Raw genomic sequence first — 15,857 nt, 5'->3', positions numbered from 1 at the left:
TTCGCTCTTGTCCGTGGTTCAGAGCACCTTGGACAGGAACGACTGCGTCCGCTCGTGCTGCGGGTTCGTCAGTACGTCACGCGGGTGGCCGGATTCGACCACCACACCGCCGTCCATGAAGACCAGCGAGTCGCCCACCTCGCGGGCGAAGCCCATCTCGTGGGTGACGACGATCATCGTCATGCCGGACTCGGCGAGGTCGCGCATGACGTCGAGGACGTCACCGACCAGCTCCGGGTCGAGCGCCGAGGTCGGCTCGTCGAAGAGCATCAGCTTCGGGTCCATCGCCAGCGCTCGGGCGATGGCGACACGCTGCTGCTGACCGCCGGAGAGCTGCGAGGGGTAGTTGGCCGCCTTGTCGGCCAGGCCGACGCGTTCCAGGAGCTGCTCCGCACGCACCCGGGCCTGAGTCTTGCTGATGCCCTTGACCTGGACCGGGGCTTCCATGACGTTCTCGAGCGCGGTCATGTGCGGGAACAGGTTGAAGCGCTGGAAGACCATGCCGATGTCCCGGCGCTTCAGCGCGACCTCGCTGTCCTTGAGCTCGTACAGCTTGTCGCCCTTCTGGCGGTAGCCGACCAGCTCACCGTCGACGGACAGCCGGCCGGCGTTGATCTTCTCAAGGTGGTTGATGCACCTCAGGAAGGTCGACTTGCCGGAGCCGGAGGGGCCGATGAGGCAGAAGACCTCGCCGGACCTGACCTCCAGGTCGATGCCCTTGAGGACCTCGACCGCGCCGAAGGACTTGTGGACGCCTTCGGACTTCACCATCGGCGCGCCGGAAATGTCTTTGCCGGTTTCCTTCTCGGTCATGCCGTCGCCCCCTTCCGGCTCGACAGGGACGTCAGATTGGCCTTGATCTTCTGCCACGGGGTGGGCGGCAGCTGACGGCTCGAACCGCGGGCGTAGTACCGCTCGACGTAGTACTGGCCCACGCTCAGGACCGAGGTCATGATCAGGTACCAGGCGGCGGCCAGGAACAGCATCTCCACCGGGGCGCCGGAGGTCTGTCCGATGTCCTGGGCGTACCGCAGGAGCTCGTAGTACTGCACTGCCGACACGAGGGAGGTCGTCTTCAGCATGTTGATGACCTCGTTGCCCGTGGGCGGCACGATCACGCGCATCGCCTGCGGGATGATGATCCGCCGCAGCGTCTTGCCGTGGCTCATGCCCAGCGCGTGCGACGCCTCGGTCTGGCCCTCGTCGACCGACAGCAGACCGGCACGGCAGATCTCGGCCATGTACGCGGCCTCGTTCAGACCCAGGCCGAGCAGCGCCGTCAGGAACGGCGTCATGAAGCTGGACCAGTAGTCCTTGTAGATCGGCCCGAGGTTGATGTACTCGAAGACCAGACCCAGGTTGAACCAGACGAACAGCTGGACGAGGACCGGGGTGCCGCGGAAGAACCAGATGTAGAACCACGCGATGGACGAGGTCACAGGGTTCTTCGACAGGCGCATCACCGCGAGCAGGATGCCGCCCACGATGCCGATCACCATGGAGAGCACCGTCAGCAGCAGAGTCTGGCCGACGCCCTTGATGATGCGCTGGTCGAAGAAGTAGTCCGGTACGGCATTCCAGTTGATCTTGCCCTGGCCGAACGCGTAGATGATCGCGACGAGCACGGCGATCGCGATGACGGCCGAGAGGTACCGTCCGTAGTGCCGGACGGGGATGGCCTTGATGGCCTCCGGCCCGGCCGGAGGAGTGTCCTCCGGCCCTGCCGTCTTGTCGATGTCAACAGTCACGGGTGTTGTTGCCTTTCAGTGCCCGCTCGCGCCCGCGGTCACTTTCCTCCGTTGACCGCGGCCGTCTTGACGGCGCCGGCCTCGACGCCCCACTTCGCTATCACCTTGTCGTACTCGCCGTTCTTGATGATCGCGTCGAGCGCGGCCTGCAGTGCGTCGCGAAGCTGCGTGTTGGACTTGGCGACCGCGATGCCGTACGGCGCCGCCTCGACCTGCTCGCCGACGAGCTCGAAGTCCTTGCCGCCGCCCGAGGTCTTCACCGCGTACGCGGCGACCGGGAAGTCCGAGGAACCGGCGTCGGCGCCACCGGCGCGCACCCGGGTCTGGGCCTGCTGGTCGTTGTCGTAGGACTCGATGGCGATCTTCTTGCCACCCGTGCACTTCTTCGACTCGGACTTGGCGAGGTCCTCCGAGACAGTGCCGCGCTGCACCGCGATCTTCTTGCCGCAGAGGTCGGCCCAGGTCTTGATGTTCTGGGTCTTGCCCTTGGGGGTGTAGATCGAGACACCCGCGGTGAAGTAGTCGACGAAGTCGACGCCCTCGCCGACCTTCTTGCCGGTGTCGGCGTCGACACCGTTCTGGCGGTCCGCGGTGTCCGTCATCGCGGACATCGCCATGTCGTACCGCTTGGAGCGCAGACCCGTGATCAGGGTGTCGAAGGTGCCGTTCTGGAACTCGAACTTCACTCCGAGCTGCTTGCCCATCGCGTCCGCCAGATCGGGGTCGATACCCACGGTCTTGCCGGAGCTGTCCTTGAACTCGACGGGGGCGTACGCGATGTCCGAGCCGACCTTGATGACACCCGCGTCACGGATCGACGCGGGCAGCTTGGAGGCCAGCGGAGCTGAGGCGGCGCTCGAGGAAGAGCTGTTGGAGTCCTTCTTGGTCTGGTCACCGCAGCCGGTGAGAACCAGGGCCCCGGCGACCGCGATCGCACCGACCGCTGCTATACGGGACTGCGCGGCGGTCGTACGACGGGTGGAGCTTGCGGTCATGGTGGGTTCCTCCGGCGGATGAGGGAGTTGCCGATGGGTCGACGAGAACACACACCTTTGGGTGTCGCGACCTCGTGTGATGACGGCATCTTGCCATTCGGACTGCGCGCTTCAGGGGACTCGCTATGTCAAAATCGGATAACGGGTGACCCCCGAACCGCCACGGACGGCTCCATCAGAGCCGGACCTTGTGCGGGAATCCCTCCTTCCGGCCGGAAGATCTTCGGCGCATCTCACGATGCGGGCCGCCATTACTCCGCACTTGTAGTGTCTTGAGGTCATGTCTTGGACTTGTCCACATATCCAGGTATGAGTCATGTCACCGGCGTGTGAGCTTCGCGGTATGGACTCGTCGCCGACCTGGTCCGTCCGGTAAGAAGGTTCTCTACACCCCTCATCCGGGGCTCAGGGCGCGTGTGCGGCGCGTCCGTCGCGTATCCGCCCGTACGCACCACCACGGCGGCAGGGTTACGCGGTGCCCGCCCACCCCTCAACCAGGAGTGGTCACCCTCAAATCAATGAAGACTTAAGGGGTAAAACAAAGTGGCAGCGGAGATCGTCAATCCTCGCAGCGACAGCAGTACGGGTCTTGAAGGCGACGTGGAGCCGGTCAATTCCGCCGGCTCCGTCGACACCGACGGTTCCGACGGTTCCGTCGACTCCCTCGACTTCGACCCTGCCTTCGCGCTGCACCGTGGCGGCAAGATGGCCGTGCAGGCCACCGTGCCCGTCCGTGACAAGGACGACCTGTCCCTGGCGTACACGCCCGGCGTGGCGAAGGTGTGCAGCGCCATCGCCGAGCAGCCCGAGCTCGTCCACGACTACACGTGGAAGTCGTCCGTCGTCGCTGTGGTGACGGACGGTACGGCCGTGCTGGGACTCGGTGACATCGGCCCGGAGGCCTCCCTTCCCGTGATGGAGGGCAAGGCCATCCTGTTCAAGCAGTTCGGCGGGGTGGATGCCGTGCCGATCGCGCTGGACTGCACGGGCGTCGACGAGATCGTGGAGACCGTGGTCCGGCTCGCTCCCTCGTTCGGGGGTGTCAACCTGGAGGACATCTCGGCGCCGCGGTGCTTCGAGATCGAGCGCAAGCTCCAGGAGCGGCTGGACATTCCCGTCTTCCACGACGACCAGCACGGGACCGCGATCGTGACGCTGGCGGCGCTGCGGAACGCGGCGAAGCTGACCGGGCGGACGCTGGGTGATCTGCGTGCGGTGATCTCGGGGGCGGGGGCGGCCGGGGTTGCCATCGCCAAGTTCCTGCTGGAGGCGGGGATCGGTGACGTCGCCGTCGCGGACCGCAAGGGCATCGTCTCCGCGGACCGGGACGACCTGACCGACGTCAAGCGGGAGCTCGCCGGGATCACCAACAAGGCGGGGCTCACGGGGTCGCTGGAGTCGGCGCTCGCGGGCGCGGACGTCTTCATCGGCGTGTCCGGGGGTACGGTGCCGGAGCCGGCGGTGGCGTCGATGGCCGAGGGGGCCTTCGTCTTCGCCATGGCCAACCCGAATCCCGAGGTGCACCCCGAGATCGCCCACAAGTACGCGGCCGTGGTCGCGACCGGGCGGTCGGACTTCCCGAACCAGATCAACAACGTGCTGGCGTTTCCCGGGATCTTCGCGGGGGCGTTGCAGGTGCGGGCGTCTCGGATCACCGAGGGGATGAAGATCGCGGCGGCGGAGGCGTTGGCTGCGGTCGTCGGGGACGACCTTGCCGCGGACTATGTGATTCCGTCGCCGTTCGATGAGCGGGTGGCTCCTGCGGTGACCGCGGCGGTGGCTGCGGCTGCTCGGGCCGAGGGCGTTGCCCGCCGCTGACGCGGCTGCGTGAATTCAGGGCCTCGCCGGGGTTGCTCCCGGCGGGGCCCTGCTTTCTGTCCCGTCTTGGTTTGTACGGGTACCTTTGTCCGCCCCCGCCGCCCCTACCCATCCCATCCCCAGGGGCTCCGCCCCTTCGACCCCGCCGGGGCGGGGCTTCAGGGGCGCGGGGAGCCGTGCGGTCGGCCCCCGCTTGCCCGCGGCCGGATGCCCGCGGGCGGGTGGGGATCGGGGCGGAGCCCCGTCTGAGGGGGTGCGGGGAACTGTGCGGCTGGCTCCCGCCCGCCCGCAGTCCAAGGCGTGCGGACGGGCGAGGGATCGGGCGGAGCCCCGTCTGCGGGGTGCGGGGAACTGTGCGGCTGGCCCCCGCCCGCCCGCAGTCCAAGGCGTGCGGGCGGATGAGGGATCCGGCGGAGCCCCGTCTGAGGGGAACAGTGCGACCAACCCCCACCTGCCCGCGGTCGAATGCGTGCGGGCGGGTGGGGAATCGGGGTGGAGTCCCGGGTGGGGGCGGCGGTTGGGTTCGCTCGTGGTCGGTGCGGACCGGTGTGACGTGGAGCGTGAGGGTGGCGGGACGTGTGTCACAGGGGGACGTGGTTCCGCCGGGCGGGGGCGGAGCCTATCGTCAAGGTCATGTTCGCTGCCTACGCCGCCCGCATTGACCGTGACCAGCCGCTCACCGGCCTGGAGTTGGGGGAGCGCCCGGCCCCCGAGCAGAGGTTGGGCTGGACCACCGTGAACGTCAGGGCCGCGTCCCTGAACCACCATGACCTCTGGTCCCTGCGCGGCGTCGGTCTCTCCGAGGACAAGCTGCCGATGATCCTCGGATGCGACGCGGCCGGCGTCGACGAGGACGGCAACGAAGTCGTACTGCACTCGGTCATCGGACAGACGGGGCACGGGGTCGGCCCGAAGGAGCCCCGCTCCATCCTCACCGAGCGTTACCAGGGCACGTTCGCCGAACAGGTCTCCGTCCCGACGTGGAACGTCATCCCCAAGCCCAAGGAACTCTCCTTCGAGGAGGCCGCCTGTCTGCCGACCGCATGGCTGACGGCGTACCGCATGCTCTTCACCAACGCCGGAGTGCGGCCCGGCGACTCCGTCCTCGTCCAGGGCGCCGGCGGCGGCGTGGCGACCGCCGCGATCGTGCTCGGCAAGGCCGCAGGACTTCGGGTCTTCGCCACCAGTCGCGACGAGGCCAAGCGCAAGCGGGCGGTCGAGTTGGGTGCCGTGGAGGCGCTGGAGTCCGGCGCACGGCTGCCGCAGCGCGTGGACGCGGTCATCGAGACGGTCGGCGCGGCCACCTGGTCGCACAGCATCAAGTCGCTGCGGCCCGGCGGCACGCTGGTCATCTCGGGCGCGACGAGCGGTGACCGCCCCTCGCACGCCGAACTCACCCGCATCTTCTTCCTGGAACTCAAGGTCGTCGGTTCCACGATGGGCACCAAGGACGAGCTGGAGGATCTGCTCTCCTTCTGTGCCACCACGGGGGTGCGCCCCGTCATCGACGAGGTGCTTCCACTGGACCGGGCCCGGGAAGGGTTCGAGCGGCTGGCGGCGGGCGACCAGTTCGGGAAGATCGTTCTTACGGTGGGGTGAGGGATTGAGAGATCCTCGGCCGTTCGGGCCGAGGTGCAGTGCGGGGTGGTCGCGGCGGGCTCGGGAGGATTCGGGCCCGCCGTTTTGCGTACCGCTTGTCAACTGGGGTTGACACCCCTCTTCTGTCAACTTAGATTGACATCATGACCGAAGCAACGGATCTCGCCGAGCGTGCGGGTGATCGCGATCCGCGGATCGGACTGCGGGCGGTCTCCGCGCTGCGGAGGCTGCTGGAGCAGTTGGAAGCGGTACAGGTGCGCAGCGCGCGCAATCAGGGATGGTCGTGGCAGGAGATCGCCGCGGAACTCGGAGTGAGCAGGCAGGCCGTGCACAAGAAATACGGGAGGCAGTGATGTTCGAGCGGTTCACGAAGGACGCCCGGGCCGTGGTCGCGGGAGCGGTCGGGCACGCCGAACGCACGGGTGCCGAGGCGGTGGACGAGGAGCACATGCTTCTCGCCCTGCTCGATCGGGAGGGCAGCCGTGGCTCGTTCGCGCTGGCCTCGCTCGGGGCGGCCGGTCGTCGCGACTCCATGGAACGGTCGCTTGCCGAGGCGCGGCGGCGGGGTGGGCTCTCCCGCGCCGACACGGAGGCGCTCTCCGGGCTCGGGATCGACCTCTCGGAGATCGTCTCCCGGGTGGAGGAGGCCCACGGGGTCGGGGTGCTGGGATCGGGGAACGGGGGTGGCGGCGGGCGCCGTTCCAGGCGTCGGCCGTTCGCCCCGGGCGCCAAGGACGTGCTGACGCGGTCCCTTCGTGCCGCGCTCGCCCGTCATGACCGGCACATCGGCGACGAACATCTGCTGTTGGCCCTGACCGCTCGGCCCGGTGTGCCGGCGGAGGTGCTCGCCGACCACGGAGTCACCTATGAGGCGGTCACACGCGTGCTGTACGGCGGCGGGGAGGCCAAGGCGGGGTGAGTGAGCGGCCGGAACCGGGGGTTTCGCCGGGGGCTTCTCCGAGGTCCCCGGCCGGAGCCCGGGGGATCCCCTCGGGCCTCGGAAAGCCCCGGGCGGCGATGGGCGTCAGCTCTTCGGCGTGCGCAATGCGGCCCCTATGCGCGCCGCAGCCGTCGACAAGTGACGCCGGGCCGAGCGGAGTTGGTCCTCCGTCACCCCGTGGTCGCGGGCGGCGTCGCGGATGTCGTCGCGGAAGCGGTCCAGGAGGCGTTCGAGGTCACGGGCCGGGTCGCCGGTGGAGTCCTCGTGGGCCCAGGAGGGTGCGTAGTCGGCGGGGAAGTCCTCCGGAGTGTCCGTGTACTCGGCGTACTCGGGCTTCGCCGACCCGCCGGCCGCCGCACCCGCGCGGCCGAAGCCGAAGTCCTTACCGAAGTCCTTGCCGAAGGTCTTCCCGAAGTCGCCGAATTCCTTGGCCAGTTCGCTCAGGCCCTCGCGGACCCCGTTCGGCCAGTCGCCGCGCGCGAAGCGGTCCTGCACCTGCTCCTGGACCCGCTTGGCCATGCGCTGCATCTCCTCCTGCGCCTCCTTGGCCTGGCGCCGCGCGCGCTGCGCCTCGTCGCGGGCCCGGCGGCTCTCGTCCTTCGCGCGCCGGTTCTGTTCCTTCCACTCCTGCTTGACCCGCCGCATCTCCTCCTTGGCGACCCGCCACGACTCCTTGTCACGGGAGTCTGCGAAGTCCCCGAACTCGCCCGCGGGACCTTCGTGTTCTCCGGTGCCGGCGCCGGTGCCGGTGCCGCTCTTGCCGCCGCGCCTCGCCTCGGTGGCCGCGGCCCGCATCTCTCGGCGCAGATCGCCCGCCGCGCCCCGCACATCGGCGCGGATCTCCGCGGCGAGCTCCGCGACCGACTCGCGGATCTCCAGCTCCAGGTCGGCCAGTTCGCCACTGCGGTCGGCCAGTTCGGCGCGGCCCGCGTCCGTGATCGCGTACACCTTGCGGCCGCCCTCGGTGGTGTGGGTGACCAGCCCTTCCGCCTCCAGCTTCGCCAGCCGGGGGTAGACGGTGCCTGCCGAGGGTGCGTACAGCCCCTGGAAGCGCTCCTCCAGGAGCCGGATCACCTCGTACCCGTGGCGGGGAGCCTCGTCCAGCAGCTTCAGCAGGTAGAGGCGCAGGCGGCCGTGGGCGAAGACGGGAGGCATGTCAGAGCACCTTCTTGTCGGTCGGGGTCTCCGGAGAAGCGGACGACCCGTCCTCGTGGGGCTCGTCCTCCGTCGTCGGCCTGCGGAGCATGGCGATGGAGCCGGAGACGGTCATCGCCTTCAACTTGCCGTTGCCCGCGCCCAGTCGGCCGGTGATCTTCTTGGCGCCCCACTGGCCGCTGACCCGGAGGTCCTCGAAGGCACTGGAGACCGTGCCGCTGGCGGTGTTGGCCTCCACCTCGGCGTCGGCGGGGTGCGGGAGGCGGATGGCGATCTCCCCCGAGACGTTCGACAGCTGGACGTCGGTGGGGGTGCCCCTGGGGTCGAGGTCCACGATCATCGAGCCGCTCACCGATTCGGCACGCACGGAGCAGCCCGAGGCCTCGACCACGGTCAGGTCGCCGGAGACGGAGTTGAAGCGGAGGTCACCGGTGACGGCCTGGGCCTCCAGGCTCCCGGAGACGGTCTCCACGCGGACGGGGCCGGCGATCCGTACGAGGGTCGTGTCGCCCGTGACGCCCTTGACCGCCACCCGGTTCTCCATGCCGGAGACCACGGCGGCGGCGCCGACGACGCCCACCTCGACGGGGGTGCCGACCGGGACGGCCAGCGTGACGACGACGCTGCGGCGCCAGCCCTTGCGGTCGAGCCACTTGAGGAAGCCCTTCCAGGGCAGGTCCTCGTACGCCACGGTGAGTGTGCCGTCCTGCTGGGTCACGAACAGCGGCGGGCCCTCCAGCTCGGAGACTTCCAGGCGGGCGGAACCCTCGTCGGTCCCCACGACGTTCACTGTTCCGTTGACGACGCGCACATGAAGTGCCGTCACGGGGTCGTCGAAGGTGAGCTTCCTCGGCTCTGCGACGGACCACTCGGACATGGTGCAGACCTCCCAACGACCCGACCAGACCGAGCACGCGTCTGGACTCGACGTAATCTTGACCCGACGCGCCATATCGCGTCTTCCGTCATTCACGATATATCGCGGATGCGGAAAGTCAAGGCACTCGTTTGGGGGAAGTGACGCCCTCGCGATCGGGGCTTGCGGGTGAGCGCTGGGGACTTGACGGGCAAAACGGGTATTTCTGGTCGTCATCGATCTACGGTGTGCCCATGTCCACGACGCCCGACTCGTTCCAGGCCAAGGCCGCCGGCGCCCTGCTGCTCTGCCGGGCAGGGCACGAGTCCGTCGGTCTGGCCGCCCAGCTGTTGCGGGAGCGGATGCTGCTCACCGGGGCGGGCCCCGAGTGGAGCGTGCTCGTTCCCGAGGGGGAGCCCTGGCTGCACGGCGCCGAGCCCGTCGACCGCGTGGTCACGGGGTGGGCCACCGCCCTGGCCGTCAGCGCCCCCTGGCCCGTACTGGCCCTGTGGTGGGACGCGGACCGCAGCGGGCTCACCCTCGCGGCGGGCTTCCGGCGCAGCGTGGGCTACGAATGGCTGGCGAACGGCACCCCGGTCGGTGAGGACGAGGCGATGCGCACCTTCGCCGCGCGGCTCGGCCTCGACCCGGTCCTCGACATGCAGGCGCTCGACCCGCTGACCAGGCCGGTGTCCGGGGCGGACGCCCGCGCACGCCTGCGGGGACTGCTCGCCGTCCTCACGCGCGCGGGGGTGCTGCTGCCGGCCGGGCTCGGCCCCGGGGAGCCGGCCGACCGGCTCCTCGAGGTGGCCCGGATCCAGCCCGGTGCCGAGCAGATCGAGTGGAACGGGTGGCGTGCGGCGGTCCGGGCGGAGCTGGAGGCGGTGGAAGGCGCCGGCGGGGGTTCCTGGCTGCGCGGGCGCCGGGCCCGTGTCGTCGCGACCGGGCAGCTGGCCGCCGGGCTGCCGCTCACCGTGTGGGGCGTACGGCGCCACAGCGCAGGCTGGATCGTCGCGGGGACACTCCTGATGCTCCACGGGGCGCTCGGTCTCGCGTACGACCGGCTGCGCGCCTTCGACTGACGCCCACCCGCTCCCGACGTCGGGGGCCTACTCCTCGTCGTCCTCGTCGTCCAGCCGCGCCAGCCACGTCGCCAGCCGCTCCACCGGCACCTCGAAGTCCGGATTGAGGTCGACGAACGTACGCAGCTGCTCGGCGAGCCACTCGAAGGTGACCTCCTCCTCGCCGCGCCGCTTCTCCAGTTCCTCGATGCCACGGTCGGTGAAGTACATGGATGGTGCTCCGTCGCTGAAAGTGAAGGGAAACGCTGAGAAAAGGATAAGTGGGCGCACGGGGCGCCCGGAGGGACTCGGACCCCGTATCACCGCCGGAACGGTGGCACGGGGAAGGGCCCGGCCTCCGGTGTTCTCGGAGGCCGGGCCCTTCACCGGACGTGAGCGGGTCGAGGGCTACGCCTCGAACACCTCACGCACCAGCTGCTCCTGCTCGGCCTGGTGCCGCTTCGCCGAGCCCACGGCCGGGGACGAGCCGGCCGGGCGGGAGATGCGGCGCAGCCGCTCGGCGCCCGGGATGTCGGCGCCGACGGCCAGGTCCAGGTGGTCGATCAGGTTGAGCGCGATGAACGGCCACGCGCCCTGGTTCGCCGGCTCCTCCTGGGCCCACAGGTACTTCTCGGCGTTCGGGTACTTGGCGATCTCCGCCTGGAGCTCGGCACCCGCGAGCGGGTACAGGCGCTCGATGCGGATGATCGCCGTGTCCGTGACGCCGCGCTTCTGCCGCTCGGCCTCGAGGTCGTAGTACAGCTTGCCGGCGCAGAAGACGACCTTGCGGACCGCCTGGGCGTCGACCGAGTCGTCGCCGATGACGGGGCGGAAGGCGCCCGTGGTGAACTCCTCCGTCTTCGACGCGGCGGCCTTGAGGCGCAGCATCGACTTCGGGGTGAAGACGACCAGCGGCTTGTGGTGCGGGTTGTGCACCTGCCACCGCAGGAGGTGGAAGTAGTTCGACGGGAGCGTCGGCTGGGCGACCGTCATGTTGTTCTGCGCGCACAGCTGGAGGAAGCGCTCGATGCGGGCCGAGGAGTGGTCGGGGCCCTGGCCCTCGTAGCCGTGGGGGAGGAGGAGGGTGACGCCGGACGTCTGGCCCCACTTCTGCTCCGCGGCCGAGATGTACTCGTCGACGACCGTCTGCGCGCCGTTGACGAAGTCGCCGAACTGCGCCTCCCACATCACGAGGGCGTCCGGGCGGGCCAGCGAGTAGCCGTACTCGAAGCCCATGACCGCGTACTCGGAGAGCAGGGAGTCGTAGACGTTGTAGCGGGCCTGGTCGTCGGAGAGGTACTGGAGCGGGGTGAAGTCCTCGCCCGTGACCCGGTCGATCAGGACCGCGTGGCGCTGGCCGAAGGTGCCGCGGCGGGAGTCCTGGCCCGACAGCCGGACCGGGGTGCCCTCCAGGAGGAGGGAGCCGATGGCGAGGGTCTCGCCCATGCCCCAGTCGATCGTGCCGTCCTCGATCATCGCCGCCCGGCGCTGCAGCTGCGGCAGCAGACGCGGGTGGACGGTGACGTTGTCGGGGATGTTGACCTGGGACTCGGCGATCCGCTTGACGACCTCCTGGGAGACCGCGGTCTGCACGGCCACCGGGAACTGCGCCTGCGGGTCCGAGATCTGCACCTCGGCCCCCTGCGAGACGGCCTCGCGGACCTCGGTGAAGACCTTCTCCAGCTGGCCCTGGAAGTCCTGCAGCGCCTGCTCGGCCTCTTCGAGGGTGATGTCGCCGCGGCCGATCAGGGACTCGGTGTAGAGCTTGCGCACCGAGCGCTTCTTGTCGATCAGGTCGTACATCAGCGGCTGCGTGAACGCCGGGTTGTCCGACTCGTTGTGCCCGCGACGGCGGTAGCAGATGAGGTCGATGACGACGTCCTTGTTGAACGCCTGGCGGAACTCGAAGGCCAGGCGAGCGACGCGGACGACGGCCTCGGGGTCGTCGCCGTTCACGTGGAAGATCGGCGCCTCGATCATGCGGGCCACGTCGGTGGCGTACATGGAGGAGCGCGAGGACTCCGGGGCGGCGGTGAAGCCGACCTGGTTGTTGATGACGATGTGGACCGTGCCGCCGGTGCGGTAGCCACGCAGCTGCGACATGTTCAGCGTCTCGGCGACCACACCCTGGCCCGCGAAGGCCGCGTCACCGTGCAGGGCGACCGGCAGGACGGTGAAGTCCGTGCCGCCCTTGTTGATGATGTCCTGCTTGGCGCGGGCGATGCCCTCGATGACCGGGTCGACCGTCTCCAGGTGGGAGGGGTTCGCGGCCAGCGAGACCTTGATCTGCTCGCCGTCCAGGCCGGTGAAGGTGCCCTGGGCGCCCAGGTGGTACTTCACGTCGCCGGAGCCGTGCATCGACTTCGGGTCGAGGTTGCCCTCGAACTCGCGGAAGATCTGCGCGTACGACTTGCCGACGATGTTGGCGAGGACGTTCAGGCGGCCGCGGTGGGCCATGCCGATGACGACCTCGTCCAGGCGGGACTCCGCGGCGCTGTCGATGACGGCGTCGAGGAGCGGGATGACGGACTCGCCGCCCTCCAGGGAGAAGCGCTTCTGGCCGACGTACTTCGTCTGCAGGAAGGTCTCGAAGGCCTCCGCCGCGTTCAGACGGCGCAGGATGCGCAGCTGCTCCTCGCGCTCCGGCTTGGAGTGCGGGCGCTCGACGCGGTCCTGGATCCACTTGCGCTGCTTCGGGTCCTGGATGTGCATGAACTCGATGCCGGTGGTGCGGCAGTACGAGTCGCGCAGCACGCCGAGGATGTCGCGCAGCTTCATCATCGACTTGCCGGAGAAGCCGCCGACCGCGAACTCACGCTCCAGGTCCCACAGGGTGAGGCCGTGCTCGGTGATGTCGAGGTCGGGGTGCTTGCGCTGGCGGTACTCCAGCGGGTCGGTGTCGGCCATGACGTGGCCGCGGACCCGGTAGGAGTGGATCAGCTCGAAGACGCGGGCGGCCTTCGTGACGTCGTCGTCGTGGCTGGCGTCGATGTCCTTGAGCCAGCGGACCGGCTCGTAGGGGATGCGCAGGGCCTCGAAGATCTCGTCGAAGAAGCCGCTCTCGCCGAGGAGGAGGTTCGCGACGATCCGGAGGAACTCGCCGGAGGCGGCGCCCTGGATCACCCGGTGGTCGTAGGTCGACGTGAGCGTCATGACCTTCGAGATGCCGAGCTTGTTCAGGGTGTCCTGGGAGGTGCCCTGGAACTCCGCCGGGTAGTCCATGGAGCCGACGCCCATGATGACCGACTGGCCGGGCATCAGACGCGGGACGGAGTGGACGGTGCCGAGGCCGCCGGGGTTGGTCAGGGAGACCGTGACACCGGTGAAGTCGTCCATCGTCAGCTTGCCGTCGCGGGCGCGGCGGACGATGTCCTCGTAGGCCTGCCAGAACTCGAAGAAGTTCAGCGTCTCGGCCTTCTTGATGCCGGCGACGACGAGCTGGCGGTCGCCGTTCGGCTTCACCAGGTCGATGGCGAGGCCGAAGTTGACGTGCGCGGGCTTGACGAGGGTGGGCTTCCCGTCCTTCTCCGCGTAGTGCCAGTTCATCGACGGCATGGCCTTGATGGCCTGCACCATCGCGTAGCCGATGAGGTGGGTGAAGGAGATCTTCCCGCCCCGGGCGCGCTTCAGGTGGTTGTTGATGACGATGCGGTTGTCGAAGAGCAGCTTCACCGGGACCGCGCGCACGGACGTGGCCGTGGGCAGCTCCAGGGAGGCGTTCATGTTCTTCGCGACGGCACCGGCGGGACCACGCAGCGTCACGTACTCGGGACCCTCGGGGCCCTCGGTCGCGGGCTCGGCCTTCGGCTTCGCGGCGGCCTTCGCGGGGGCCGGAGCGGCCTTCGCGGGGGCCGGAGCGGCCTTCACGGGGGCCGGGGCGGCGGCAGCGGGCTTCGGCGCCGCCGGAGCGGCCACGGGAGCGGCGGCCTGGACGGGCGCAGGAGCGGCCTGAGCCGGGGCTGCGGGCGTCACGGGCGCGGCAGGCGCGGCCTGAGGCGTCGCTGACGGGGTGGTGGTCCCTGCGGCCCCCGCGGCCGCAGTACCCGCCGAAGCCGAGGCGGCAGGCGCCCCCGGCTTGTAGTCGGCGAAGAAGTCCCACCAGGCTCGGTCTACCGAATTCGGGTCCTGGAGGTACTGCTGATAGATCTCGTCGACGAGCCATTCGTTCGCACCGAACGCGGCCGCGGGGTTCTTCCCGGCGGCTTGGTCATCGGTCGAGATGCTCGAGTTACTGGGGGACTGTGGCGACACGGCGGCAACCGCCCTCTTCCGCTTCACAAGGTGATGGACAGCGGGAATTAAGGCTACGCCCCCATGGCCGAGAAGGTCAGGCCGGGCCGGTCCAACGTCGCGTAAGTCACATCGGAAAGCGTGTTTCGGGGAAGGAAATGGCGGGAAACAAGCGGGGTTTCGGTCCGGAACGGGTACGTCGATCCAGGGTCGCGGTACGACTCACACGGCCCTGTGCCTGATCACACGTGTCCACGAGCACGGGACGACGGTGGATCTTGTGGCTCCGGTTCGAACTTTACGTCAACTTGGCAGAGAAGGAAGCCCTGGAAGGATGACCTGAATCCGGCAACCCCGCTGGGATTCGGCCACGCCGATCCGGCCGCCGTGCAGATCGACCGCCCAACGGGCGATGGCGAGGCCGAGGCCCGTACCGCCGTCGCTGCCCGGGCCGTGCGGTGAGGGCACCCCGCCGCGGTTGAAGCGCTCGAAGACCCGGTGCCACTCCGACTGCGGAATGCCGGGGCCCTCGTCCAGGACCTCCAGGGCAAGTGACTCCGGGTAGTCGCCGCGCCGCGCCTTGACCGTCACCCGGCCGTGCGGCGGGCTGTGCTTGACCGCGTTGTCGATGAGGTTCGCCACGACCTGGTGGATCCGCTCCGGGTCCGCGTGCGCGGACAGCTCAGGCGGGGACACGTCGAGGTGCAGATGGACGTCGGTGCGGGTGTGACTGCCGGAGCCCGAGGCGATGCCCGCGCGCGCGGAGGCGACCATGTTGGCCTCCTTGAGCACGCCGGACAGGTACGGCCACACCTCGAAACGGCGCCTGCGCAGCGGTACGACGCCGTTGTCCAGCCTGGAGAGATCCAGCAGCGTCTCGACCAGCCGGCCCAGCCGCTCCGTCTGCTTCAGGGCCGTACGCATCGTCTCGGGGTCGGCGGCCGAGACACCGTCCACGACGTTCTCCAGGACCGCGCGCAGGCCCGCGATGGGGGTGCGCAGCTCGTGCGAGACATTCGCCACGAGTTCCTTGCGCTGGCGGTCCTGGGCCTCCAGTTCGTCGGCCATGAGGTTGATCGTCTGGGCCAGGTCGCCCAGCTCGTCCCGCCGGTCGTCACGCACCCGGCGGGTGTAGTCGCCGTGCGAGATGGAGCGGGCGACCGTGTTCATCTCGTCCAGCGGCGCGGTGAGCGAATGGGCCACGAACTGCGTTATCAGCAGTGTGGCGATCATCGAGAAGACCGTGATGAAGCGGAGCTCCGTCTTGGTGTGCACCGCGATCATCGACAGACCCGTGGTGATGAGCACGGAGATGACGACCAGAGCGCCCAGCTTGGTCTTGATCGAGAAGGGGCGTACGGAGCCCCAGAACCCCTCGCCGCGGCCCGGCTCACCGGGACCGCTCATGACGCCCGTGGTGCTGCCCGATTCACCGAGCCCGCTCATGACATCAGC

Annotated in this window: 13 protein-coding genes; 5 read left to right on the top strand and 8 right to left on the bottom strand. The window is 69.2% G+C overall.

What is annotated here, in order from left to right:
- Window positions 1-18: 18 nt before the first annotated feature.
- Genes ACIRA5_RS40220 through ACIRA5_RS40210 form a run of 3 tightly spaced genes read right to left on the bottom strand, consistent with a single transcriptional unit; the run spans window position 19 to window position 2,743 of the window.
- Complete coding sequence (locus tag ACIRA5_RS40220) at window positions 19-813, bottom strand: amino acid ABC transporter ATP-binding protein (protein WP_403699547.1); 795 nt, start codon at window positions 811-813, stop codon at window positions 19-21.
- Window positions 810-1,748, bottom strand: coding sequence for an amino acid ABC transporter permease (locus tag ACIRA5_RS40215; RefSeq protein WP_352046010.1), 939 nt, complete (start codon window positions 1,746-1,748; stop codon window positions 810-812). Before ACIRA5_RS40215 ends, ACIRA5_RS40220 begins: the two co-directional genes overlap by 4 nt.
- A 38-nt stretch (window positions 1,749-1,786) precedes the next feature.
- Window positions 1,787-2,743 carry an ABC transporter substrate-binding protein gene (locus tag ACIRA5_RS40210; protein WP_403699544.1) on the bottom strand — a complete coding sequence of 319 codons (957 nt, stop codon included), beginning with the start codon at window positions 2,741-2,743 and terminating at the stop codon, window positions 1,787-1,789.
- Window positions 2,744-3,286: 543 nt separating this feature from the next.
- On the opposite strand from ACIRA5_RS40210, the gene ACIRA5_RS40205 reads away from it, so the two are divergent.
- The 4 genes from ACIRA5_RS40205 (at window position 3,287) to ACIRA5_RS40190 (ending at window position 7,079) form a co-directional block, all read left to right on the top strand.
- A complete protein-coding gene (locus tag ACIRA5_RS40205) occupies window positions 3,287-4,561 on the top strand; it encodes an NADP-dependent malic enzyme (protein ID WP_388305536.1) in 1,275 nt (424 codons plus the stop codon).
- A gap of 633 nt (window positions 4,562-5,194) precedes the next feature.
- Window positions 5,195-6,160, top strand: coding sequence for a zinc-binding dehydrogenase (locus tag ACIRA5_RS40200; protein ID WP_403699540.1), 966 nt, complete (start codon window positions 5,195-5,197; stop codon window positions 6,158-6,160).
- A gap of 143 nt (window positions 6,161-6,303) precedes the next feature.
- Window positions 6,304-6,513: a helix-turn-helix domain-containing protein gene (locus ACIRA5_RS40195; protein ID WP_010984411.1), complete on the top strand. Its 210-nt coding sequence runs from the start codon at window positions 6,304-6,306 to the stop codon at window positions 6,511-6,513.
- On the top strand, window positions 6,513-7,079 hold the full coding sequence (locus tag ACIRA5_RS40190) for a Clp protease N-terminal domain-containing protein (protein ID WP_403699535.1): 567 nt from the start codon (window positions 6,513-6,515) through the stop codon (window positions 7,077-7,079). The genes ACIRA5_RS40195 and ACIRA5_RS40190 overlap by 1 nt, the downstream gene beginning before the upstream one ends.
- 105 nt (window positions 7,080-7,184) lie before the next feature.
- On the opposite strand, the gene ACIRA5_RS40185 is transcribed toward ACIRA5_RS40190, so the two are convergent.
- Window positions 7,185-8,255 (bottom strand): helix-turn-helix transcriptional regulator, encoded by a 1,071-nt coding sequence (locus ACIRA5_RS40185; protein ID WP_403699533.1) that lies wholly within the window; start codon window positions 8,253-8,255, stop codon window positions 7,185-7,187.
- 1 nt (window position 8,256) lies between these two features.
- Window positions 8,257-9,132 (bottom strand): DUF4097 family beta strand repeat-containing protein, encoded by an 876-nt coding sequence (locus ACIRA5_RS40180; protein ID WP_403699530.1) that lies wholly within the window; start codon window positions 9,130-9,132, stop codon window positions 8,257-8,259.
- Window positions 9,133-9,365: 233 nt separating this feature from the next.
- Between ACIRA5_RS40180 and ACIRA5_RS40175 the strand changes: the two genes are divergently transcribed.
- A complete protein-coding gene (locus ACIRA5_RS40175; protein ID WP_403699528.1) occupies window positions 9,366-10,193 on the top strand; it encodes a hypothetical protein in 828 nt (275 codons plus the stop codon).
- A 27-nt stretch (window positions 10,194-10,220) separates the two neighbouring features.
- Here the strand turns inward: ACIRA5_RS40175 and ACIRA5_RS40170 are convergent, their stop codons facing one another.
- The 3 genes from ACIRA5_RS40170 to ACIRA5_RS40160 all read right to left on the bottom strand — a co-directional run bounded on the left by ACIRA5_RS40170 (window position 10,221) and on the right by ACIRA5_RS40160 (window position 15,809).
- A complete protein-coding gene (locus ACIRA5_RS40170) occupies window positions 10,221-10,403 on the bottom strand; it encodes a DUF6104 family protein (protein WP_005312030.1) in 183 nt (60 codons plus the stop codon).
- Window positions 10,404-10,580: 177 nt separating this feature from the next.
- Window positions 10,581-14,423, bottom strand: a complete 3,843-nt coding sequence (locus ACIRA5_RS40165; RefSeq protein ID WP_403699525.1) for a multifunctional oxoglutarate decarboxylase/oxoglutarate dehydrogenase thiamine pyrophosphate-binding subunit/dihydrolipoyllysine-residue succinyltransferase subunit — start codon at window positions 14,421-14,423, stop codon at window positions 10,581-10,583.
- A 282-nt stretch (window positions 14,424-14,705) separates the two neighbouring features.
- Window positions 14,706-15,809 (bottom strand): ATP-binding protein, encoded by a 1,104-nt coding sequence (locus ACIRA5_RS40160; protein WP_403699657.1) that lies wholly within the window; start codon window positions 15,807-15,809, stop codon window positions 14,706-14,708.
- Window positions 15,810-15,857: the final 48 nt, after the last annotated feature.

Source organism: Streptomyces sp. NPDC096311 (assembly GCF_044763085.1).
Classification (GTDB): domain Bacteria; phylum Actinomycetota; class Actinomycetes; order Streptomycetales; family Streptomycetaceae; genus Streptomyces.
Note: the sequence above shows the minus strand (reverse complement) of the source record. Positions and strands in the feature narration are given on the sequence as shown.